The 18,376-nt window shown below is 28.6% G+C and carries 23 protein-coding genes; 5 read left to right on the plus strand and 18 right to left on the minus strand.

Features of this window, described 5'->3' with window-relative positions:
- Positions 1-117: 117 nt before the first annotated feature.
- From Q5O44_RS01120 to Q5O44_RS01130, 3 genes are all read right to left on the minus strand, one after another.
- A complete protein-coding gene (locus Q5O44_RS01120) occupies positions 118-303 on the minus strand; it encodes a ferredoxin (RefSeq protein ID WP_022166540.1) in 186 nt (61 codons plus the stop codon).
- A gap of 97 nt (positions 304-400) precedes the next feature.
- On the minus strand, positions 401-1,240 hold the full coding sequence (locus Q5O44_RS01125) for a sirohydrochlorin cobaltochelatase (RefSeq protein ID WP_022166541.1): 840 nt from the start codon (positions 1,238-1,240) through the stop codon (positions 401-403).
- 325 nt (positions 1,241-1,565) lie between these two features.
- A complete protein-coding gene (locus Q5O44_RS01130; protein ID WP_022166542.1) occupies positions 1,566-2,348 on the minus strand; it encodes a hypothetical protein in 783 nt (260 codons plus the stop codon).
- 259 nt (positions 2,349-2,607) lie between these two features.
- On the opposite strand from Q5O44_RS01130, the gene Q5O44_RS01135 reads away from it, so the two are divergent.
- The gene (locus tag Q5O44_RS01135) at positions 2,608-2,991 is read left to right on the plus strand and encodes a VOC family protein (protein ID WP_022166543.1); all 384 of its coding nucleotides are present in this window, start codon (positions 2,608-2,610) and stop codon (positions 2,989-2,991) included.
- Between the two features lie 76 nt (positions 2,992-3,067).
- Here the strand turns inward: Q5O44_RS01135 and Q5O44_RS01140 are convergent, their stop codons facing one another.
- Positions 3,068-3,778, minus strand: a complete 711-nt coding sequence (locus Q5O44_RS01140) for a PHP domain-containing protein (protein ID WP_291662164.1) — start codon at positions 3,776-3,778, stop codon at positions 3,068-3,070.
- A gap of 345 nt (positions 3,779-4,123) precedes the next feature.
- Between Q5O44_RS01140 and Q5O44_RS01145 the strand changes: the two genes are divergently transcribed.
- Positions 4,124-4,906 carry an HAD family hydrolase gene (locus Q5O44_RS01145; protein ID WP_022166545.1) on the plus strand — a complete coding sequence of 261 codons (783 nt, stop codon included), beginning with the start codon at positions 4,124-4,126 and terminating at the stop codon, positions 4,904-4,906.
- Positions 4,907-5,033: 127 nt separating this feature from the next.
- On the opposite strand, the gene Q5O44_RS01150 is transcribed toward Q5O44_RS01145, so the two are convergent.
- Positions 5,034-5,282 (minus strand): DUF1653 domain-containing protein, encoded by a 249-nt coding sequence (locus Q5O44_RS01150; protein WP_022166546.1) that lies wholly within the window; start codon positions 5,280-5,282, stop codon positions 5,034-5,036.
- Between the two features lie 147 nt (positions 5,283-5,429).
- Between Q5O44_RS01150 and Q5O44_RS01155 the strand changes: the two genes are divergently transcribed.
- Complete coding sequence (locus Q5O44_RS01155) at positions 5,430-6,140, plus strand: gamma-glutamyl-gamma-aminobutyrate hydrolase family protein (protein WP_022166547.1); 711 nt, start codon at positions 5,430-5,432, stop codon at positions 6,138-6,140.
- Between the two features lie 125 nt (positions 6,141-6,265).
- Complete coding sequence (locus Q5O44_RS01160) at positions 6,266-7,645, plus strand: GntP family permease (RefSeq protein WP_022166548.1); 1,380 nt, start codon at positions 6,266-6,268, stop codon at positions 7,643-7,645.
- Between the two features lie 214 nt (positions 7,646-7,859).
- Here the strand turns inward: Q5O44_RS01160 and Q5O44_RS01165 are convergent, their stop codons facing one another.
- The 5 genes from Q5O44_RS01165 to Q5O44_RS01185 form a co-directional block, all read right to left on the minus strand.
- The gene (locus Q5O44_RS01165) at positions 7,860-8,255 is read right to left on the minus strand and encodes a nucleotidyltransferase substrate binding protein (RefSeq protein WP_022166549.1); all 396 of its coding nucleotides are present in this window, start codon (positions 8,253-8,255) and stop codon (positions 7,860-7,862) included.
- Complete coding sequence (locus Q5O44_RS01170) at positions 8,236-8,532, minus strand: nucleotidyltransferase domain-containing protein (protein ID WP_022166550.1); 297 nt, start codon at positions 8,530-8,532, stop codon at positions 8,236-8,238. Before Q5O44_RS01170 ends, Q5O44_RS01165 begins: the two co-directional genes overlap by 20 nt.
- 107 nt (positions 8,533-8,639) lie before the next feature.
- Positions 8,640-8,843 carry a heavy-metal-associated domain-containing protein gene (locus Q5O44_RS01175; protein ID WP_022166551.1) on the minus strand — a complete coding sequence of 68 codons (204 nt, stop codon included), beginning with the start codon at positions 8,841-8,843 and terminating at the stop codon, positions 8,640-8,642.
- A gap of 113 nt (positions 8,844-8,956) precedes the next feature.
- Positions 8,957-9,583 (minus strand): HAD family hydrolase, encoded by a 627-nt coding sequence (locus Q5O44_RS01180; RefSeq protein ID WP_022166552.1) that lies wholly within the window; start codon positions 9,581-9,583, stop codon positions 8,957-8,959.
- A gap of 27 nt (positions 9,584-9,610) precedes the next feature.
- Entirely contained in the window at positions 9,611-10,486 is an 876-nt protein-coding gene (locus Q5O44_RS01185) for an aldose 1-epimerase family protein (protein WP_022166553.1), read from the minus strand.
- Between the two features lie 273 nt (positions 10,487-10,759).
- Here Q5O44_RS01185 and rpsD point away from each other — a divergent pair, with 273 nt between their 5' ends.
- A complete protein-coding gene (rpsD, locus tag Q5O44_RS01190) occupies positions 10,760-11,356 on the plus strand; it encodes a 30S ribosomal protein S4 (RefSeq protein ID WP_022166554.1) in 597 nt (198 codons plus the stop codon).
- A gap of 208 nt (positions 11,357-11,564) precedes the next feature.
- Here the strand turns inward: rpsD and Q5O44_RS01195 are convergent, their stop codons facing one another.
- From Q5O44_RS01195 to Q5O44_RS01230, 8 genes are all read right to left on the minus strand, one after another.
- The gene (locus Q5O44_RS01195; RefSeq protein WP_022166555.1) at positions 11,565-12,836 is read right to left on the minus strand and encodes a serine dehydratase subunit alpha family protein; all 1,272 of its coding nucleotides are present in this window, start codon (positions 12,834-12,836) and stop codon (positions 11,565-11,567) included.
- A gap of 104 nt (positions 12,837-12,940) precedes the next feature.
- Entirely contained in the window at positions 12,941-13,645 is a 705-nt protein-coding gene (locus tag Q5O44_RS01200; RefSeq protein ID WP_022166556.1) for an amino acid ABC transporter ATP-binding protein, read from the minus strand.
- Positions 13,646-13,657: 12 nt separating this feature from the next.
- Positions 13,658-14,326, minus strand: a complete 669-nt coding sequence (locus Q5O44_RS01205) for an amino acid ABC transporter permease (RefSeq protein WP_022166557.1) — start codon at positions 14,324-14,326, stop codon at positions 13,658-13,660.
- 21 nt (positions 14,327-14,347) lie between these two features.
- A complete protein-coding gene (locus Q5O44_RS01210) occupies positions 14,348-15,157 on the minus strand; it encodes an amino acid ABC transporter substrate-binding protein (protein ID WP_022166558.1) in 810 nt (269 codons plus the stop codon).
- A 225-nt stretch (positions 15,158-15,382) separates the two neighbouring features.
- Complete coding sequence (locus tag Q5O44_RS01215; RefSeq protein WP_022166559.1) at positions 15,383-15,838, minus strand: MOSC domain-containing protein; 456 nt, start codon at positions 15,836-15,838, stop codon at positions 15,383-15,385.
- A gap of 7 nt (positions 15,839-15,845) precedes the next feature.
- Positions 15,846-16,817, minus strand: a complete 972-nt coding sequence (gene moaA / locus Q5O44_RS01220) for a GTP 3',8-cyclase MoaA (RefSeq protein WP_022166560.1) — start codon at positions 16,815-16,817, stop codon at positions 15,846-15,848.
- Positions 16,818-16,840: 23 nt separating this feature from the next.
- Complete coding sequence (gene moaC, locus Q5O44_RS01225) at positions 16,841-17,317, minus strand: cyclic pyranopterin monophosphate synthase MoaC (RefSeq protein ID WP_022166561.1); 477 nt, start codon at positions 17,315-17,317, stop codon at positions 16,841-16,843.
- A 21-nt stretch (positions 17,318-17,338) separates the two neighbouring features.
- Positions 17,339-18,358: a molybdopterin-binding protein gene (locus Q5O44_RS01230; protein WP_291662209.1), complete on the minus strand. Its 1,020-nt coding sequence runs from the start codon at positions 18,356-18,358 to the stop codon at positions 17,339-17,341.
- Positions 18,359-18,376: the final 18 nt, after the last annotated feature.

Raw genomic sequence — 18,376 nt, forward strand, 5'->3', positions numbered from 1 at the left:
TTTATTAGTATTCCCTATACTGAAAAATTTTATACTTTTCTAAGCGTTAAAAAAGAGCTGTATAAATACAGCTCTAATATAATTTATAGGTGGTTTAAAGGATTTATAATAACATTATTATTCTACTGATATTGCTGATACTGGACAGCTATCACAAGCTTCATTAACTGCATCTTCTAAATCTGCAGCAATATCACCTTCTATAGCTACTGCTACTCCTGTATCAAGTGAGAATACATCTCCACATATTCCTTCACACATTCCACAGCTTATACATACATTTTCATCTACAAATGCTTTCATTGTAATTTCCTCCTTAGTTTTTATATTATTTAAGTATATTATCAATGAATAATTATTATTTGTCAATAAAATTTATTTTTTTATTTTATCTCATTTTTTACTTTTTTCTTTTTTTGTACCCTTTTTTACTTTGTCCTGCACCAATATATCTATTATTTATCAAATCATCTATTCTATTTATGTATAGTTGTGCAAATTCCTCTACCTGTCCTAACCCTTTCATATGAAGTTTCACTTCTATTCCTTCAGCTTCAAGCATAGATTTCCATGAATCTTCTTCTTCTGAAGCCATATCATTAATAGCATGATCACCAGCAACAAGCATAAGAGGCATTAATAATACTTGCTTAATACTTTTTTCCTTAATCTTCTTTAATACACTTGTAAAATTTGGATACCCATCCATTGTTCCTACCAATACCTTTTCATAACCTTCATCATTTAAAACAGTTTGAAGTGCTCCATATACAGCATTAGATGGATGAGCTGTGCCATGTCCCATCATAACTACTGCTTCTTCTCCCTCTATAATACTTTTTATAGATTCAATAAATAATGAATAATCCTGTGGAAGACCTTCTATCCCTTGGTAATAAAATATTGGACGTCCAACTTTTATAGATTTAAACATCTCTTTAAAATGTGCTTCAATATTTTTTATATAACCGAATTCTTCCCCTGGTATTATATGAAGAGGCTGAATTATTACTTCCTGGTATCCTTCAGCATATAGCCTTTCAAGCACTTCTTCTGGCTTCTCCACTATAATACCATGAACTCTTTCAAGCTTTCTAATTATCATATGGGCAGTAAATGCTCTATATACATCATAATCTTTAAATTTCTCTCTAATTTTTCCTTCAACATTTTCAATTGAATTCTTTAGCTGTTCCAAATAACTTGTACCAAAGCTTACTACTACAATAGCTTTTTTCATTATTACTACTCCATTCTTACTATTTTATTTCTTATATTACAAAAGTGGCTTACGCCACGCTTCGTCAAAGAAAGTAACTTTTGTTTATAATCAAAAAAGTTCCAAAAGAAAAATAAATCCTTCCAAAAATTTAATTAATTTATTTTTCTTTTACGGTTCTTTTGGCGTACTATAATTTTCTTTTTAACGCATTAGTAAAAACGTATATAATAAATGGCTAATTTATTAGTATTTCTTATACTAAAAATCTCATAATTTCCTAAGCGTTAAAAAAACATCCTTTTTCAGGATGTTAAAAACAAAAATTAATGTATTTTAATTTTTATTAATTATCTTTATATTGCTTTTTATATTCTTTTAAATAACACTTATCTTTTTCACTTTTACTTCTTGTATCAAACGGATTATTTATAAGCGCCTTACAATATAATACTGGATATTCTTCACTTAAATATTTCATATATTCTGCCCATTCAATTGTCAGATATTTATATGCCAGCATTATATCTTTTTCTATGTGCTCAAGTTCATATTCCTGCATATCCATACTTAATCTTGTATTAAGTTCCTCTCTTAAATGCATAATTGACATAAGCATTTCTGTAAATGTCTCATGTTCTATAAGATTTTCATTTGCTATTAATGAAATAAGCAAATCTTTATTTGCATCTAAATTCTTTCTAATATCTTCTAAAGATACTTTATTAATATCTACAGTATAATCATGTTTTAGAATTCTATTATGAAGCTTTTCAAAAGACTTTTTCTTCCATGTATCATTAGTGATTGATGCTCCACTTAAAAACTCTCTATCATTATCACCTTCTACTATATTAAGCAAAAGTTTCGTACCTACTTCAGTATAAAATACTCCTATGAGCATATTTAGTTTTCCTAAAAGGTGGTCTTTTTCTCTCTTTTCTAGAAATCTATCCAATATTAATGTAGTAAAAAATACATCCATTGGTATAAATGCAATATCTGCAACTAGAAAAATCATGGTGTGATGTGCATCTTTAAAAATTAAATAATGTATATAATGTAAAAATAAAGATAATGCTACAAGTCCTGTACCAATCAAAATAGTTTCTTTTGTTTTTTTCTTCACTCAAACTCCTCCTAAAAAGTATTTCTTCTTTTAGTTCATTTTAAGATAACATTAAATATCATATTATGTCAATTATACCATATATATTTTACTTAATAATTATATTTTATATATTAATATTGCTAATATAAATCACTGATAGATAATTTTTATTCTATTTGTAAATATTATAAATATATAATATCTTTTGTGAACATGTGTTTGAGTTTTGATTTTACTTATATTATACTAAAAAAAATTAATTTTGGAGGTATCACTTATGATAAAGGAAATTGGAAAAATCACCATATATGTTAATAATGTAGAGGAAGCAAAAAAATTCTGGCTTGAAAAAATGAACTTTATTATAAAATTCGAAGCTGAAATGGGACCTGGTTTTAAATGGCTAGAAGTTGGTCCTACAAAAGAAGCTTTCACTACTTTTGTTATATATAACAAAGAAATGATGGCTAAACAAAATCCTCAAGCTAATGTTGGTCATCCTAATATAATATTAAGCACTACTAATATTGAATCTACTTATTCAAAAATGAAAGAAAACGGTGTAGATGTTGATGAAATTAAGACTATGCCATACGGAAGTATGTTTTCTTTCAAAGACCAAGATGGTAATGCTTATTTAATAAGAGAAGACTTAGTCTAATAAATTTAACTACATAAAAATAAAGAAGCGCTTTTTAGAGCTTCTTTATTTTATTATGCTAATATTTTCCCTTTATCTATTTGTACAAATCTTTAAGCCAAATATCAAGTCCTGACTGCCATAAAAAATCTTCTATTTCTTCTTCATTCAAAAAGACATCGCCAATAAGTCCATGAATTCTATATTCCTCAATTCTTGTATGAAAATCTGACCCTGCCGTATAATATAAACCTTTTTCCTTGGCAAACTTAATATAAAATTCTGTATCATCATCACTATTTAAGAAGTAGCGAGCCTCAATACCATCAAAGTCCATATTCTTTATATTAAAAAAACATTCCTCACTTAATAATACTGGATGTGCAAGTACAACTGATGCACCAAAAAATTTCAATAGCTGAATACCACTTTCAACATATAGTTTCTTTTTGTATCCATTAAAATTTATGGCGCTACCAAAGATACTCCTTAACTCACCACTTTTATCTCCTTTGACTTTCTTTAAAACCTCCCTAAAAAGTTCATTATTATAGCTATCATCTTTAAAATATCCTAATATATGCACTCTATTTTCTTTATATTTTGTAGACAATTCTACTCCTGGAATAACTACTATGTCACTTCTTTTCCCTTCATTTATTGCCTCATCTAAACCATCACAGTCGTTATGATCTGTAAGTGAGATTATATCAACCTTTCTTTTTTTAGCATATCTAACCAGCTCTGTAGGACTTAAATTCCCATCTGAACAAGTTGAATGCATATGAAAATCTCCTTTCATCAACATGTTTTATTTCCTTTAGCAATACTCTATATTTTACTATATTCCAAAATTCTCAAATATGACTTAATGGCTACCATTTTAAAATATTCTTTCACTTTTTTATAGTTAAATATTTTAATTTCTTATGCAAAGTCCTTTTTATTATATACTTTATTTATATAACAAATATATATAGGAGCTTATTTATGTATAATATTAAAATTTTTAAAAGCAAATTCTTAATTATAATGTTCATATGCATTATCACCTTAACAAATTGATTAATACGTACTTTTATGCTAAAATGATAATAAATATAACTAAACAATAACAATTGATAATAAACAATATTGATAGAAGGTGATTTTTATGATTAAATTTATTGCAACAGATATGGATGGTACTTTATTAAATTCCAATAATGAAATACACGCAGATTTTTATCCAATGTTTCAATCACTAAAAGAAAAGGATATTATTTTTGCTGCTGCCAGTGGAAGACAATATTATAATCTTCTAGAAAGATTTAAAGATATAAAAGATGATATGATGTTTATTGCTGAAAATGGAACCTTTGTAGTTTATAAAGGTAAAGAGCTTATTGTTAATTCTCTAGAAAAAAATATTGCTAAAGAATTAATTGAAATCGGTAGAACTATTCCTAACTCTTATGTTATATTATGTGGCAAAAATTCAGCTTATATTGAAAGTCATGATGAAAGATTAATAAAGCAAACTGCTAAATATTATGAAAGATATAAAATAGTAGAAGATTTAACATCAATTGATGATGATATATTAAAGGTTACAATTTGTGATTTTAATGGTTCTGAAAATAATAGCAACAACTATTTTGATGAATATAGAGATAAGGTACAAATAACTGTCTCAGGTGAAATATGGCTTGATATTGTTGCTAAAGGTATAAATAAAGGTGTTGCCATAAATGAAATACAAAATCTGCTAAACATAGATTATAAAGAAACAATGGTTTTTGGTGATTATTTAAATGATCTTGAAATGATGTCAAGTGCTTACCATAGTTATGCCATGGCTAATGCCCATGATACCCTAAAAAAAGCTGCTAGATTTATAGCTAAAAGTAATGATGAAAATGGTGTAATACAAGCCATAAAAAGCGTAGCGCTTTAATTAAGAATTATGAATTGAGAATGATGAATTTCCTAAATAATTTCTAAAGAAATTATTATTTTTAAACTCCCCTAGGGGAGTTTTTTCCTTAATTCATCATTCATAATTCATCATTCGTCATTTATCTCTACTTAACGCTTTTAACTACATATTCTTCAAATCTATATTTTTGTCCTGTTGGATTTTCTTTTCCTGATGGTACTTCTTCTAAGAACATATCATATGGTCTTACAAATAATCCACAGTTACCATAAAGTGCTCTATAAAGAACCATCTTTTCCTGTGTTTCTGAATGGGTTACAAAATCTTCAACTAAATATAAATCCCCCTTAAAATGTCTAAAAATCTTTCCTTTTGAATTAGTAATATCTCTCATGTTTTATCTCCTTGTTTTAATAATATTAATTATTATACAACATTTAAATAATACTTTCTTTTTAAATTTAAAATTACAAGTGTATTTTTATCTCATATCATCATATTATGTATCATAATTATTTGATGAAAGGAGTAATATTCAGTGATGAAAAGTAAAATTGGTGTAGTTTCAACTCTATTTTTAGATAATAAAATAAATAGAGTTAGTGTAAGTTCTGATTATATTAATGCCATAGAAAAATCTTCTGGACTTCCAATTATAATTCCCGCCACTTCAAATTTGGAAAATACAGATACCTATATAAATTTGTGCGATGGATTCTTATTTACTGGTGGTATTGATATTAATCCATACTTTTACAATAAAAATCCACATAAGGAACTTGGTGAGTTTAATAGCAAACTTGATTTATTTCAGCTGACATTAATGCAAAATATCATTGCATCTAAAAAGCCTTTCTTAGCAATCTGTAGAGGAATTCAAATTCTTAATGTAGCTTGTGGTGGAAATTTATATCAGGACTTTAGCGAAGTTCCCTACCCTACAATACAACACTACCAAAAATCTGAAAGATATGATCCTATTCATCAAATCAATATTAACTCTGATTCGCTTCTCTATAATTTATTTGGTGAAAAACTCTATGTTAATAGCTTTCATCATCAATGTATTAACCAATTAGGCAATAATTTAAAAGTTTCTGCCCTTGCCTCTGATAATGTTATTGAAGCAATTGAACTTAAAAATTATCAATTTGGTATGGGGGTTCAATGGCATCCAGAAATGATGCTTATAGATAATGATACGATGTTACCTCTATTTTGTAAACTAATAACAACTTCTCATAAAAACTGAAGCAATTCTGCTTTAGTTTTTATTGTGACTTTATTACACACATAATTATAAAAATTGGTTAAAATATTAATGTTATTAAATATTAACATATATTAATTACTACATTTAAGAAAGGACTTTATATTATGATTAATATACTTGCATTAATTGTTTCTTTATCATTAATAATGTATTTAGCATATAAAGGATATTCAACAATTATTACAGCTCCAATTATAGGGCTTCTTACACTACTTTTAACTTATGGTTTTAATAGCCACTTTATGGTTAATTATACGGAAATATATATGAGTGGATTTGCCAACTTCGTTAAAAACTACTTCCCTCTATTCCTTACAGGTGCAATCTTTGCTAAGCTAATGGAAGAGGCTAAATACGGTAAATCCATTGCATTATTCATCACCAACAAACTTGGAAAAGATAAAGCAATACTTGCTGTAGTCTTATCTGGTGCATTTCTTACCTATGGAGGGGTTTCTTTATTTGTTGTGGCATTTATCCTATACCCTTTAGCAAATATACTATTTAAGGAAGCGGATATTCCAAAAAGACTTATTCCTGGAACCATTGCTTTAGGTGCCTTTACCTTTACCATGACTGCACTGCCAGGTTCTCCTGAAATACAAAACGTAATTCCCATGAGCTATTTTGGCACTGACACATTTGCTGCCCCGCTTCTTGGAATTATAGCCAGCATTACAATGCTTTTCTTAGGTCTATCCTGGCTTAATTATCGATTAAAGAAAGCTAAAGCATCTGGAGAAGGATATGGAAACCATAAAATTGATTTAGAAGAAAAGGAAAGTGAAAACCTTCCTGGTATCTTTATTTCAGTGGCTCCTATTTTAATAATCTTTGTTACCAACTTTGCTTTATCAAAAATTTATTATCCTAATATAGACGGAAGCTACTTGGTTAAGTATGGAGTTTCACTTGATAATGTTTCTGGTACTTGGAGTGTTATAATATCCATAGTTATTGCCATTATATTTATTTTAGCTTTAAATTTTAAGAAGCTACCTAATTTAAATGATATGTTAAACATAGGAGTTAAAAATTCCTTTTTACCACTGCTTAATTCCAGTGCTATAGTAGGATATGGAAGTATAATTAAATCCTTACCAATTTTTCTAACTATACAAAACACCATAATGAATATATCTAGCAATCCAATTATTTCTGAAGCTATTTCCGTCAATGTAATATGTGGACTTACTGCTTCTGCTTCTGGTGGACTTGGTATAAGCTTAAATGCTTTAGCACCTACTTTTATACAAATGAGTGATGCATTAGCTATTTCTCCAGAAATACTCCATAGAATTGCTTCTTTATCTTCAGGAGGATTAGATACACTACCTCATAATGGTGCTGTAATTACAACTCTTGCAATTTGCGGATTAACTCATAAAGAAAGTTATAAAGATATATTTGTAACTTCAGTATTGATTCCAATACTTACAACAGCAGTTATTGTAATAATAACATCATTACAATACAGTATTTAATTCAATGTGGAATTAAAAATGAAAATTTTAATTATCCATTTTTAATTCTACATTCTCTTAAAACAATAAATATAACATATTTTAATTTTCTCATTTGATGGACATATCCTTCAATTTTAACTTCACTATTTAAAAATTCTCCTAATTCTTTTATTACACTGTAAATAAAAAAGCTTTCAATCCATAATAGGAGTGAAAGCTATATTCACATTTTCTATAATAATTTTTCTAAATTAATTACTAATTCTTCAATTGCAAATACATAGTCTTTAGTTATTCTTTTTGCTACTTCATTAGCTAATTCTTCATTATAAATATGGGATGTACAATTTCTATCTTCAAGAAGCCTTATCCATACTTGATCATCCGAAATCAAATTATTAACATACGCTTTTTTATATATTGTTCTAGGAAAAGAATTTTCTAGTGTAACACCTAAATACTTCATAAATTCTTTTAAAGTTTTATGGGTAAGTTCATAAGTAAATTCAAATCTTTGTATCAAACTATCTCTTATAATGTCATTACTTCCATCGTATAAATCACTTACTTCCTTTAATCTTAAATATGCTTTTTTTAAATTCATATATTTAAATTCTACACTTCTCATATATTATAATTCCATCCTTTTTAATTTGCTCTATAAAAAAATCATCTTTTACTTTATTCATATCTGAAAAATCAAATTCCAACAATGTATGAGTAGTGTTTTCTACCTCTTCAATAAATTCAAGTATATCACTATTACTATATATAGCTAAATCAATATCACTTTTCAAATCATTATCTTCTCTTGCTCTAGAACCAAAAAGCACTACCTTATAAATTGAATCATACTTTTTACTTATTGCAATTATCTCATTAACTAATTCTTTATTTAAATCCAAAATATCACTCCGTATTTTATAATATATTTTAATTATAGACTAATTCTTATATATTATAAATATAAAAATTAATAGTGCATAAGTGAAACCCTATGCACTATTATTATCTATTCTACATTATGGCCGGTATTTTCAATGCATTCTTTTATTTCTTGTGGCGTTGCTGGTGCATTGTACATAACTTCCACAGTTCCTCTAGCTGAATCTACACATACACCATTTACTCCATCAATTTTTTCAAGAGCATTTCTAATTTGCGTTTTCATATTAGCATTTGCTATACCTTCTACATTATAATGTTCTCGTTCCATACATACCATCTCCTTTTTCTATAAGGTATATATAGTATGTGCTAAGATACTCTTTTATATTATTTTAAATTATAACTGTAAGCACTATCTTTTGAATATCATTTTTATTAAAATTACCATTTTAAAGTAGATAAATCCTCAAATTTATTTATTGCATATTGATATTCTTTAACATTTCCAAAACCATATTTAGCAAATACAAAAGGAATTCCTGCTGCCTTTGCCGATTCTGCATCTCCTTCTGTATCTCCCACATACACTGGATTTTTCAAATTATTTCTTTCTATAATAAGTTTATTATTTTCACCTTTAGAAAGGCCTGTCCTTCCTGGGCATTCATAATCTGTAAAATACTTATCTAATTTATGTGCTTTAAAAAAACACTCTATATACCCATCTTGACAATTACTTACTATAAATAACTTATACTTTTTTGAAAGCTCTTTTAGTGTCTCTTCAACCTTTAAATATAACTTTCCTCCATGCTCCCCTAGGTATTCATTTTCTAAAGTACAACATTCATGCATTAAATTTTTTCTAACTTCACTGCTTAAGTTTGGAAAAAGAATTTCTCCTATTTCATCAAGCTGTTTGCCCATACATATGTGTAAATCCTCTACTGTAACTTCCTTTCTTTCATAATCATATTTATTTAAAACAAGACTCCATGTTTTTGATACTCCTTCTGAAGAGTCCCATAAAGTTCCATCTAAATCAAAAATAATACTATCTATACTCATATCCTTATACCCTTATACTTTAATTATTTATTGTACTGTTACTAAATATGCAGCTTTAAAACTTTTTCCTACTGCCAATTTATTAATACCTTCTTTATCTTTAAAATCACCATTAAAATCTTCATAATCTGCATGTCCAAACCATGGCTCTATACAAACAAAAGGTGCTCCTGTAGGTTTAGTCCATAGCCCTAAATATGGAAATCCTGAAAAATCCATTGTAACTGATTTATCAGATTTTCTACTTTTTAATGAAATCTTATTTGATTTTAAATCATTAAATACTATGGCATCATCTTTAAATATCTCTATACTTAGTGGTAACTCTTTACTATTCTCCATAAACAGCTCTTTATTTTTTGTAAATAGTCCATTACTATTTAGTAGTATTTTGGAAGATTTTTCAACTTTATCAAATTCAAAATAATAATCTTCAAAAGATTCACCTTGGTTTATTGGACACATATAAGCTGGATGGCCACCTATTGAAAAATATATGTCCTTATTATCCTTATTAATAACTTCATAACTTGTCTCTACACCATATTCCATCAAGGTATAACCTATTCTTAAAACAAATTTAAATGGATATACCTTTAATGTTTCTTCATCATATTGTAATTCAAATACAATTCTACTTTCACTTTTTTCTATAAGTTTAAATTCTCTTGTTCTAGCAAGACCATGTTGCGGTAATTCATATTCAATTCCATCAATTTTATATTTACCTCCATTTACCTTTCCTACTATAGGAAAAAGAACTGGCGCATGATATTTCCAGTATCTTTCATCACCATTCCATAAATATTCTGTTTCATCATTTATTTTTTTAATACTATGCAGCTCACCACCGTTACTGCTAGCTACAACTCTTATATTTTCATTTTCTAATGTATATATCACCTTTAACCTCCTATAAAATTATTCTCATAAAAATTATACAGTATTTTCTTATTTCTTTACAAAATAATTTCTGAATTTAAAGCTTATTTTTACTAATACTATTTTTATAGAGGTGAAAAAAATGAAACATATACTAATTACAGTTTAAAATATAATAAAAATTTATAATATTTTTATAAATGATAATGATTTTCATTTACATCTTCTATTGATTATGTTATATTCTATTTGTGGCTTAAATTATCGCGGCAAATGATTTAAGGAGATGATTTTATGGCAAAAATGATGGGACCTAGATTTAAACAATGTCGTAGACTTGGATTAAATGTCTGTGGTCATCCAAAAGCAATGAAAAGAGCAGCGAAAGGTTCTGCAAGAAATGATAAAAAACTTTCAGACTATGGTACACAACTTTTAGAAAAACAAAGACTTAGAGCATATTATGGAGTAATGGAAAAACAATTTGCTAATTACTTTGAAAAAGCTTCTAAATCTAAAGAGTTAACTGGTTTTGCATTAATTAAACTTCTAGAATGCAGATTAGACAACTTAGTATATAGATTAGGATTTGCTAACTCAATAAGACAAGCACGTCAAATGGTAGTGCATGGCCATATTTTAGTTAATGGTAAAAAAGTAGATATTCCATCTTTCAATGTTTCAGTTGGTGATGAAATTAAACTAAGAGAGAAATCTCAAAAAAATCCTATGTTCAAAGAAAACTTCCAATCTAATATACTTAATGTATTGCCATACATAAGTAAAAACGAAGCTGATTTCTCTGGTACTCTGTTAAGATACCCTGAAAGAAATGAAGTGCCAATAGAAATAAATGAAGTTTTAGTTGTGGAATATTACTCAAAAAATTAATATATAATATTCTTTTCTCCCTAAGATCTGATATAGATATATTAATTAACTTCAATTAAAACTTTAAGCATCTATCCTTAAGATTGCTTAACGTCAATAGATTAAGCCTTCTGTTGAATACAAATATAAAAGAAAAAATCTTATGTATGTGCAGATACATAAGATTTTTTCTTTTTTTTAATAAATTTAACTTAATTAACTTTTAATATTATGCTTCAAGCATAATATCTAATATTTCTTTATCAGTTTCTCTCATACCAATTTTTCCAAGTCTCCCTATGGCGCTAATGGTTTCTTCTATATCTTCTTTTAGTATTCCAGTATTAGCACTATAACCTCTATTTATCATAGCCAATGAATGCGACATCATGGCAGCATCTAAACTTGTAGCAATCTTTGCTGCACATGAAGCTTTTGCTCCATCACAAACAATTCCTGAAATATTGGCTAAAGTGTTGTTAATGGTTTTATTTATTTGTTCTAGACTTCCACCTTCTAAATAAGTTATTCCTGCTCCACTAGCACATCCTGATGTTACTGCTCCACAAAATGCAGAAAGTCTTCCAATTCCAGCTTTTTGATGTATATTAATTAAATTCGCAAACACTAAAGCTCTATATAATAATTCTTTAGAAATATTTTTTTCTCTAGCATATATAATCAATGGTACTGAAATTGTCATACCGGAATTTCCACTGCCTGAATTAGTCATTACAGGTAAAGAGCATCCACTCATTCTCGCTTCAGAAGCTGCTGCTGTATAAGCTTTTACTTTGTTTGTTAATGAATTTCCAGCTTCTAAAATAACTTTTCCAATCCCTACTCCATAGGAACCTTTTAATCCTTCTTCTGCTATATCAATATTATACTTCATTTGATTATCTAATAGTTCTTTAACATCATCAATATTCATTGTATTGGCAAATTCATAAATCTTCTCCACACTTAAAATACTTCTATCTATAAAAACTCCTAGATATTTATTGGAATCCTCTTCTAATTTAAAGATTGCTTCTCCATCTTTTATAATACTTGAAATATTATCATGGGCATGTTTTATTTCTATCGATGCACTTTCTTCTTTATTAAAAACATCTACTATTATATGTAATTCTATCTCTGAATCTAAAAACTCAACTTTACAATAATCTGATTGTATAAGTTCATGTGTTTTTATGATTGCTTCTTCACTTACTTCATTAATTACTTCCAGTTTTCTATGAGATTTTCCTGCTAAAATTCCAATAATTGCACTTGCTTCAATACCAACTAAATCTCCTGTATTTGGCACTGTAACACATCTAGCATTTTTTATCATATTTCCACTACATTTAACTATAACACTCTCTGGGAAAGTGCCAAGCACATCTCTTGCCTTTGCTGCTGCATATGCTATTGCTATTGGTTCAGTGCATCCCATAGCTGGAACCAATTCTTCATTCAAAATTTGAATATATTTTTTGTATGTATTTAAATCCATACAAAACTCCCCCTTATTAGATTCTTACAAAAAAAGACAATGAGTTTCTAAAAACTTCATTGTCACCACTTAATTATATCATTACAACCTTACAGTTACAATAACTATGTTATAATAGTCTCTTTACTACTTCTATATATATGCCTCTCAACAATCTCTCCATTATCCATAGAAATTATTCTACTGGCCACTTTTTCTGCAAAGGTCATATCATGAGTTATTATCAGCATAGTCATTCCTTTTTTACGTAACATCTTGATTACATTAGCTACTTCCTCAGTAAGCTCAGGATCTAGTGCTGAAGTAGGTTCATCAAAACACATTAACTTAGGTTCCATAGCTAAAGCACGACCTATAGCTACTCTTTGCTTTTGACCACCTGATAACTGATGAGGATAACTATCCTCCTTTTCACTTAAGCCTAAAAAACTCAATATTTCTCGAGCTTCACTTTTAGATTGTTCCTTGCTTTTTTTAAGCACCCTCATAGGTCCTTCAATTATATTTTCAATAACAGATTTATGAGGAAATAGATTAAAATTTTGAAATACCATTCCTACATCTTTACTTATCTCCATCATAGATTTTTTATCTATGTATCTGCCATCATTACATAATACTCTCCCATTTACTTCAATATATCCACTATGACATCTTTCTAGCATATTTATTATTCTAAGAAGCGTTGTTTTTCCTCCTCCTGAAGGTCCAACCAACACAACTATTTCTTTTTCATCAATATCTAAATCTATTGACTTCAATACATCAAGATTACCAAAACTCTTTTTTATCTTCCTGAGCTTTAACATCTATCCTTCCCCCTAATTATAATATTCATATCTTTTCTCTATTTTTTCCATAATCTTAGATAATACTCCTATCAAGATTAAATATACTATACCAATTACTAGTAAGGGCATTAGTGATGAATCCCTATTGGCTGCAACCTTGCCAACTTTTAATAAATCACTTAATCCAATAACATATACAAGAGCAGTATCTTTTATCAAAGTTACTATTTCATTTGTTATTGGTGGAAGAACTCTCTTAAAAGCTTGAGGTAATACTATTCTAAAAAATATATCTGTATTAGACATACCTAAAACCTGTCCTGCTTCATACTGCCCTTCATCTATAGAATCAATTCCTGCTCTAAATATCTCACCAAAGTAAGCTCCATAGTTTAATGTAAATGCTAATATAGCTGCTGGAAACCTCTCAATTACTATTCCTATACTTGGGATGGATAAGCCAAAGAAAATAAAAACTATCTGTAATAATAAAGGCGTTCCTCTCATTATTAAAACATAAATTGATGTTATCTTATTTATTATCTTTATCTTTGATCGCCTTCCCATAGCAGTTACTATTCCTAATGGTATAGATAAAATCAAAGTTATGGCAAATATCTCTAAAGTAACTTTAAGACCACTTATAACTTGAGGCATTAACATTACTATATTGCTTCCTAAGTTCCTTAAAAACTCCATTATGCTCTCCACTCTCTTTCTTTAATTATCTGTTATATCTTCCCCAAACCACTTTTGTGAAATCTCTGCCATTTTGCCATCTTTCTTAATTTCTTCAAAAGCATTATTAATTGCTTCAACAGTTTCAGCATCTCCTTTTCTAATGCCTACTCCATATTCTTCACTACCAAAATCTTCAGTTAAAACTTTAAATTTATCTTCACCTTTTAACTTTATATAATATTTCACTAAAATCTCATCAGCTACCACTGCATCTATCCTTCCTGCTTCTAAATCCATGAGAGCCTGATTATTATCTTCAAAGGTTATTGCTTCACCACCACTAAGGCTTTCATATAGCTCCGTATCTTTCTCCATAGCTTCAATAGCTGAAGACTCACTTTGTGCTCCAACTTTTTTACCTGATAAATCACTTTTAGCGTTAATATCAGAATTTGCTAAAGTTACTATAACTTGCTTATTATTTAGATAAGCTTCTGAAAAGTTCACCTTTTCCTTTCTTTCTTCTGTAATTGTATATCCATTCCATATAAAATCTATATTCCCATTATTTAATTCTGATTCCTTCATTGACCAATCAATAGGTTGAAAAACAACTTTCTTACCTAATCTATCTCCTACTTCTTTTGCCAAATCCACATCAAATCCTACAATTTCACCACTTTCATCTTTAAATCCCATAGGTGCAAAAGCATCATCTAACCCAACAATTACTTCATTCTTATCCATAACACTTTTAATTTCCTTCTTATTACATGCTAAAAGCGTAAAACTTATACTCCCCATAATTATTCCTAATAAAATATTTTTTCTAATTCCTTTTATGCTCACGTTGAATTATCCCCCTATTACTTTATCTATTTACCACTTTATCATACTAAAGTAATAAAATCAAGTATTTTTCTATAACAAAAAAAGATAAATTCTTCTTAATATCTAATAACCTTATAATTTATCCTTATTATATAAAAAAATGAGGATATGGCACTAAAAATTTTATATACAATATATTGTATTATTTATTCTTAATACGACATCCCCATTTTCATTAATCAATTATAAAGATAATATCTTTTTACCACTATCTATTAAAGTACACTGATCTCCAACTTTAACTTTTCCACCTTTAAGAACTCTTGTAAATATACCGTTCTTTGGCATTATACATTCTCCTACTTGATAGTATATTGCACATTTGTCATGGCATTCTTTACCAATTTGTGTAACTTCTAATAATACTTCTCCCACTTGTAACTGTTGTCCTACTGGTAGTTTATGTAGTTCAATTCCATCTACAACTAAATTTTCTCCAAAAGCTCCAAAATCAACATTTCCACCTTTATTTCTAAAGTCATCAATTTTTTCAAAAGCTAAAAGACTTACTTGTCTATGCCATTTTCCTGCGTGAGCATCTCCTTCAATACCAAATTCTTCAATGAAATTTGCTTCACTTACTTCATTTTTTAATGTTCCTTTATGTTTGCTTATACATATTGCTAATACTTTACTCATCTTATGTTTATCCTCCAATTTGATTCATAAATTTAATTTCTTTATGTTCACATTTTTCTAAAAATAAATGTTTTTCTGGTTTGTCATATATATTATGGTATATAACCTTTTTAAGTTCTTCATCACTTATACCATCTCTCATAAGTTTTCTTAGATCAACACCATAATCAAAATGTAGACACTGCTTTAAAAATCCTTCTGGTGTAAGCCTTATTCTATTACAATCTTCACAGAAGCAATTACTCATTGCACTTATAAAACCTATTTTTCCTTTTGCTTCATTAAGTTTTACATAAGTAGCAGGTCCACCCATCTTACTTCTTTTTACTTCAATAACTTCTTTATAATGCTCTTTTATTGTAGCTAATATTTCTTCATTAGTTACACCTTTGTAATTTACAGCAATGCCTATTGGCATCAATTCTATAAATCTCACATCTACAGCTTTCTTTTTGGTCATATCTACAAAATCAATGATCTCATCCTTATTTATATCATTTACCATTACAGTGTTTATTTTAACCTTTAAATTATACTCTAAGCATTTATCTATAGCCTTTAAAACACTGCTAAGCTCGCCTCTTCTTGTTAAAGTCTTAAATCTTTCTTCCTTTAGTGAATCTAAACTTATATTTACTCCCTTAAGACCATTCTTTGCTAAAGCTTCTACTTTATCATATAGCAAAATTCCATTAGTAGTCATATATATTTCTTCAATACCTGGAATACTATTTATTCTTCCTATAAGCTCTACTATTCCTGGTCTCACTAAAGGCTCTCCACCTGTAATCCTTATTTTCTTTATTCCAAGGCTAGCACTTTCTTTTACTATTCTATATATTTCATCATCTGTAAGCTTATTTTCCTTTTTTAAAAAAATATTATCCTTTTCTTCCATGCAATATACACATCTTAAATTACAGTTGTCAGTTACAGATACTCTTAAATAATCTATTTCTCTTCCAAACTTATCTTTCATTATGCTTTTAGGAGACTTCTTCCTTAAAAATTAAATTCTCCGCTCTTTCCTCCTGTCTTTTTAAGTAAATGCGTGCCTTCAATTACCATTCTCTTATCAACAGCTTTACACATATCATAAATAGTTAATGCTGTTACCATAGCTGCTGTTAATGCCTCCATTTCAACACCAGTCTTATCAACTATTTTTACAGTAGCCTTTATTCCTATATAACTTTCTTCCTTATTTATATCAAAATCTATATTACAGCTTGAAATCATCAGTGGATGGCACATAGGAATTAAATTAGAAGTTTGCTTACTAGCCATTATTCCAGCAACTCTTGCTACACCTAATACATCACCTTTACCTATCTGACCTTTTTCAATAAGTTCTAAAGTTTCTTCACTTACTTTTATTCTAGAAACAGCAATAGCCACTCTTTCTGTAGGAACTTTACTTCCTACATCCACCATTCTTGCATTTCCACTATTATCAAAATGAGTTAATTTATTATCCATAATTCCTCCTAAAACTTTAACTTATTTACCAAATGAGCAGTGTGGGAAAGTACATACTTTGCAGTCTAAACACAATCCTCCATGACCATACTCCGCAATATCTTCCATAGTAAGTCTTTCATCTGCTAAAACTCTTGGTAGTACTAAATCTAGCACTGTTCTCTTAGAATACATTGCACAACTTGGTACTCCAAGTATTGGAATGTCATTATAATATGCAAGAAGGAACATTGCCCCTGGAAGTATCGGTGAACCATATGTAACAAGTTCTCCTCCACAATCCTTTATTGCTGTTGGAGTAACATCATCTGGATCTACAGACATTCCTCCTGTACAAATAATCATATCTGCTTTATCTTCATTAACAGCTTTTAATATCTCTTCCGTTATTCTTTCCTTATCATCAGGAAGTATTACTTGTTTTATTACTTCACTACCATAATACCCTAGTTTTTGTTTTATTACTGGTAAGAATGCATCTTTGATTCTTCCATAATAAACTTCATTACCAGTAGTTATAACTGCACATCTTTTTGTTTTGATTTCATCAACTCTGATTATCTTTTCTTTTATTAACTCTTCAGCTTCTATTATCTTATTTTCATCTATAATTAATGGAATTACTCTTGTAGCTCCAATCTTTTCACCTTTTCTTATTGGAGTATTGTTATGTAATGTAGAAACTATTATTTCACCTAGAGAATTTAATTTAAATAATTTCTCTTTATCTATCTTTAATACTCCATCTCTATCAGCAAAAAAGTCTACTTTTCCTTCTTTTATTTCTTCTGAAGTAGCTACTCCTTCACCTACCACAAGATTTGATAATCTTATGGCTGCATCATTTTCATGAAGTTGACCTTCTTCTGGTTCCCATACATAAACATGATCTTTTCCTATAGATAGTAGTTTTTCTATATCTTCTTCCTTTATTATATGACCTTTCTTAAAGGCTCTGCCTTTAAATTCTCCTGGTATAATTTGTGTCACATCATGAGATAATATTGATCCTACTGCATCTTGAACTTTTATCATTTTCATCATAACGCTTTTCATCCT

The sequence above is a fragment of the Clostridium sp. CAG:221 genome (genome assembly GCA_000435835.1).
In the GTDB taxonomy this organism is placed as follows: Bacteria; Bacillota; Clostridia; order Clostridiales; family Clostridiaceae; genus Clostridium.

Coding starts and splice junctions, on each gene's coding strand:
- Q5O44_RS01150 (WP_022166546.1), bottom strand. CDS start 5,282: ATGAGAGATATTACTAATTCAAAAGGAAAGATTTTTAGACATTTTAAG.
- Q5O44_RS01140 (WP_291662164.1), bottom strand. CDS start 3,778: ATGTTGATGAAAGGAGATTTTCATATGCATTCAACTTGTTCAGATGGG.
- Q5O44_RS01120 (WP_022166540.1), bottom strand. CDS start 303: ATGAAAGCATTTGTAGATGAAAATGTATGTATAAGCTGTGGAATGTGT.
- moaC (WP_022166561.1), bottom strand. CDS start 17,317: ATGGATAATAAATTAACTCATTTTGATAATAGTGGAAATGCAAGAATG.
- Q5O44_RS01125 (WP_022166541.1), bottom strand. CDS start 1,240: ATGAAAAAAGCTATTGTAGTAGTAAGCTTTGGTACAAGTTATTTGGAA.
- Q5O44_RS01155 (WP_022166547.1), top strand. CDS start 5,430: ATGAAAAGTAAAATTGGTGTAGTTTCAACTCTATTTTTAGATAATAAA.
- moaA (WP_022166560.1), bottom strand. CDS start 16,817: ATGAAAGATAAGTTTGGAAGAGAAATAGATTATTTAAGAGTATCTGTA.
- Q5O44_RS01175 (WP_022166551.1), bottom strand. CDS start 8,843: ATGGAACGAGAACATTATAATGTAGAAGGTATAGCAAATGCTAATATG.
- Q5O44_RS01180 (WP_022166552.1), bottom strand. CDS start 9,583: ATGAGTATAGATAGTATTATTTTTGATTTAGATGGAACTTTATGGGAC.
- Q5O44_RS01165 (WP_022166549.1), bottom strand. CDS start 8,255: ATGAGAAGTGTAGAATTTAAATATATGAATTTAAAAAAAGCATATTTA.
- Q5O44_RS01135 (WP_022166543.1), top strand. CDS start 2,608: ATGATAAAGGAAATTGGAAAAATCACCATATATGTTAATAATGTAGAG.
- Q5O44_RS01200 (WP_022166556.1), bottom strand. CDS start 13,645: ATGTTAAAGCTCAGGAAGATAAAAAAGAGTTTTGGTAATCTTGATGTA.
- Q5O44_RS01205 (WP_022166557.1), bottom strand. CDS start 14,326: ATGGAGTTTTTAAGGAACTTAGGAAGCAATATAGTAATGTTAATGCCT.
- rpsD (WP_022166554.1), top strand. CDS start 10,760: ATGGCAAAAATGATGGGACCTAGATTTAAACAATGTCGTAGACTTGGA.
- Q5O44_RS01230 (WP_291662209.1), bottom strand. CDS start 18,358: ATGAAAATGATAAAAGTTCAAGATGCAGTAGGATCAATATTATCTCAT.
- Q5O44_RS01160 (WP_022166548.1), top strand. CDS start 6,266: ATGATTAATATACTTGCATTAATTGTTTCTTTATCATTAATAATGTAT.
- Q5O44_RS01145 (WP_022166545.1), top strand. CDS start 4,124: ATGATTAAATTTATTGCAACAGATATGGATGGTACTTTATTAAATTCC.
- Q5O44_RS01195 (WP_022166555.1), bottom strand. CDS start 12,836: ATGGATTTAAATACATACAAAAAATATATTCAAATTTTGAATGAAGAA.
- Q5O44_RS01215 (WP_022166559.1), bottom strand. CDS start 15,838: ATGAGTAAAGTATTAGCAATATGTATAAGCAAACATAAAGGAACATTA.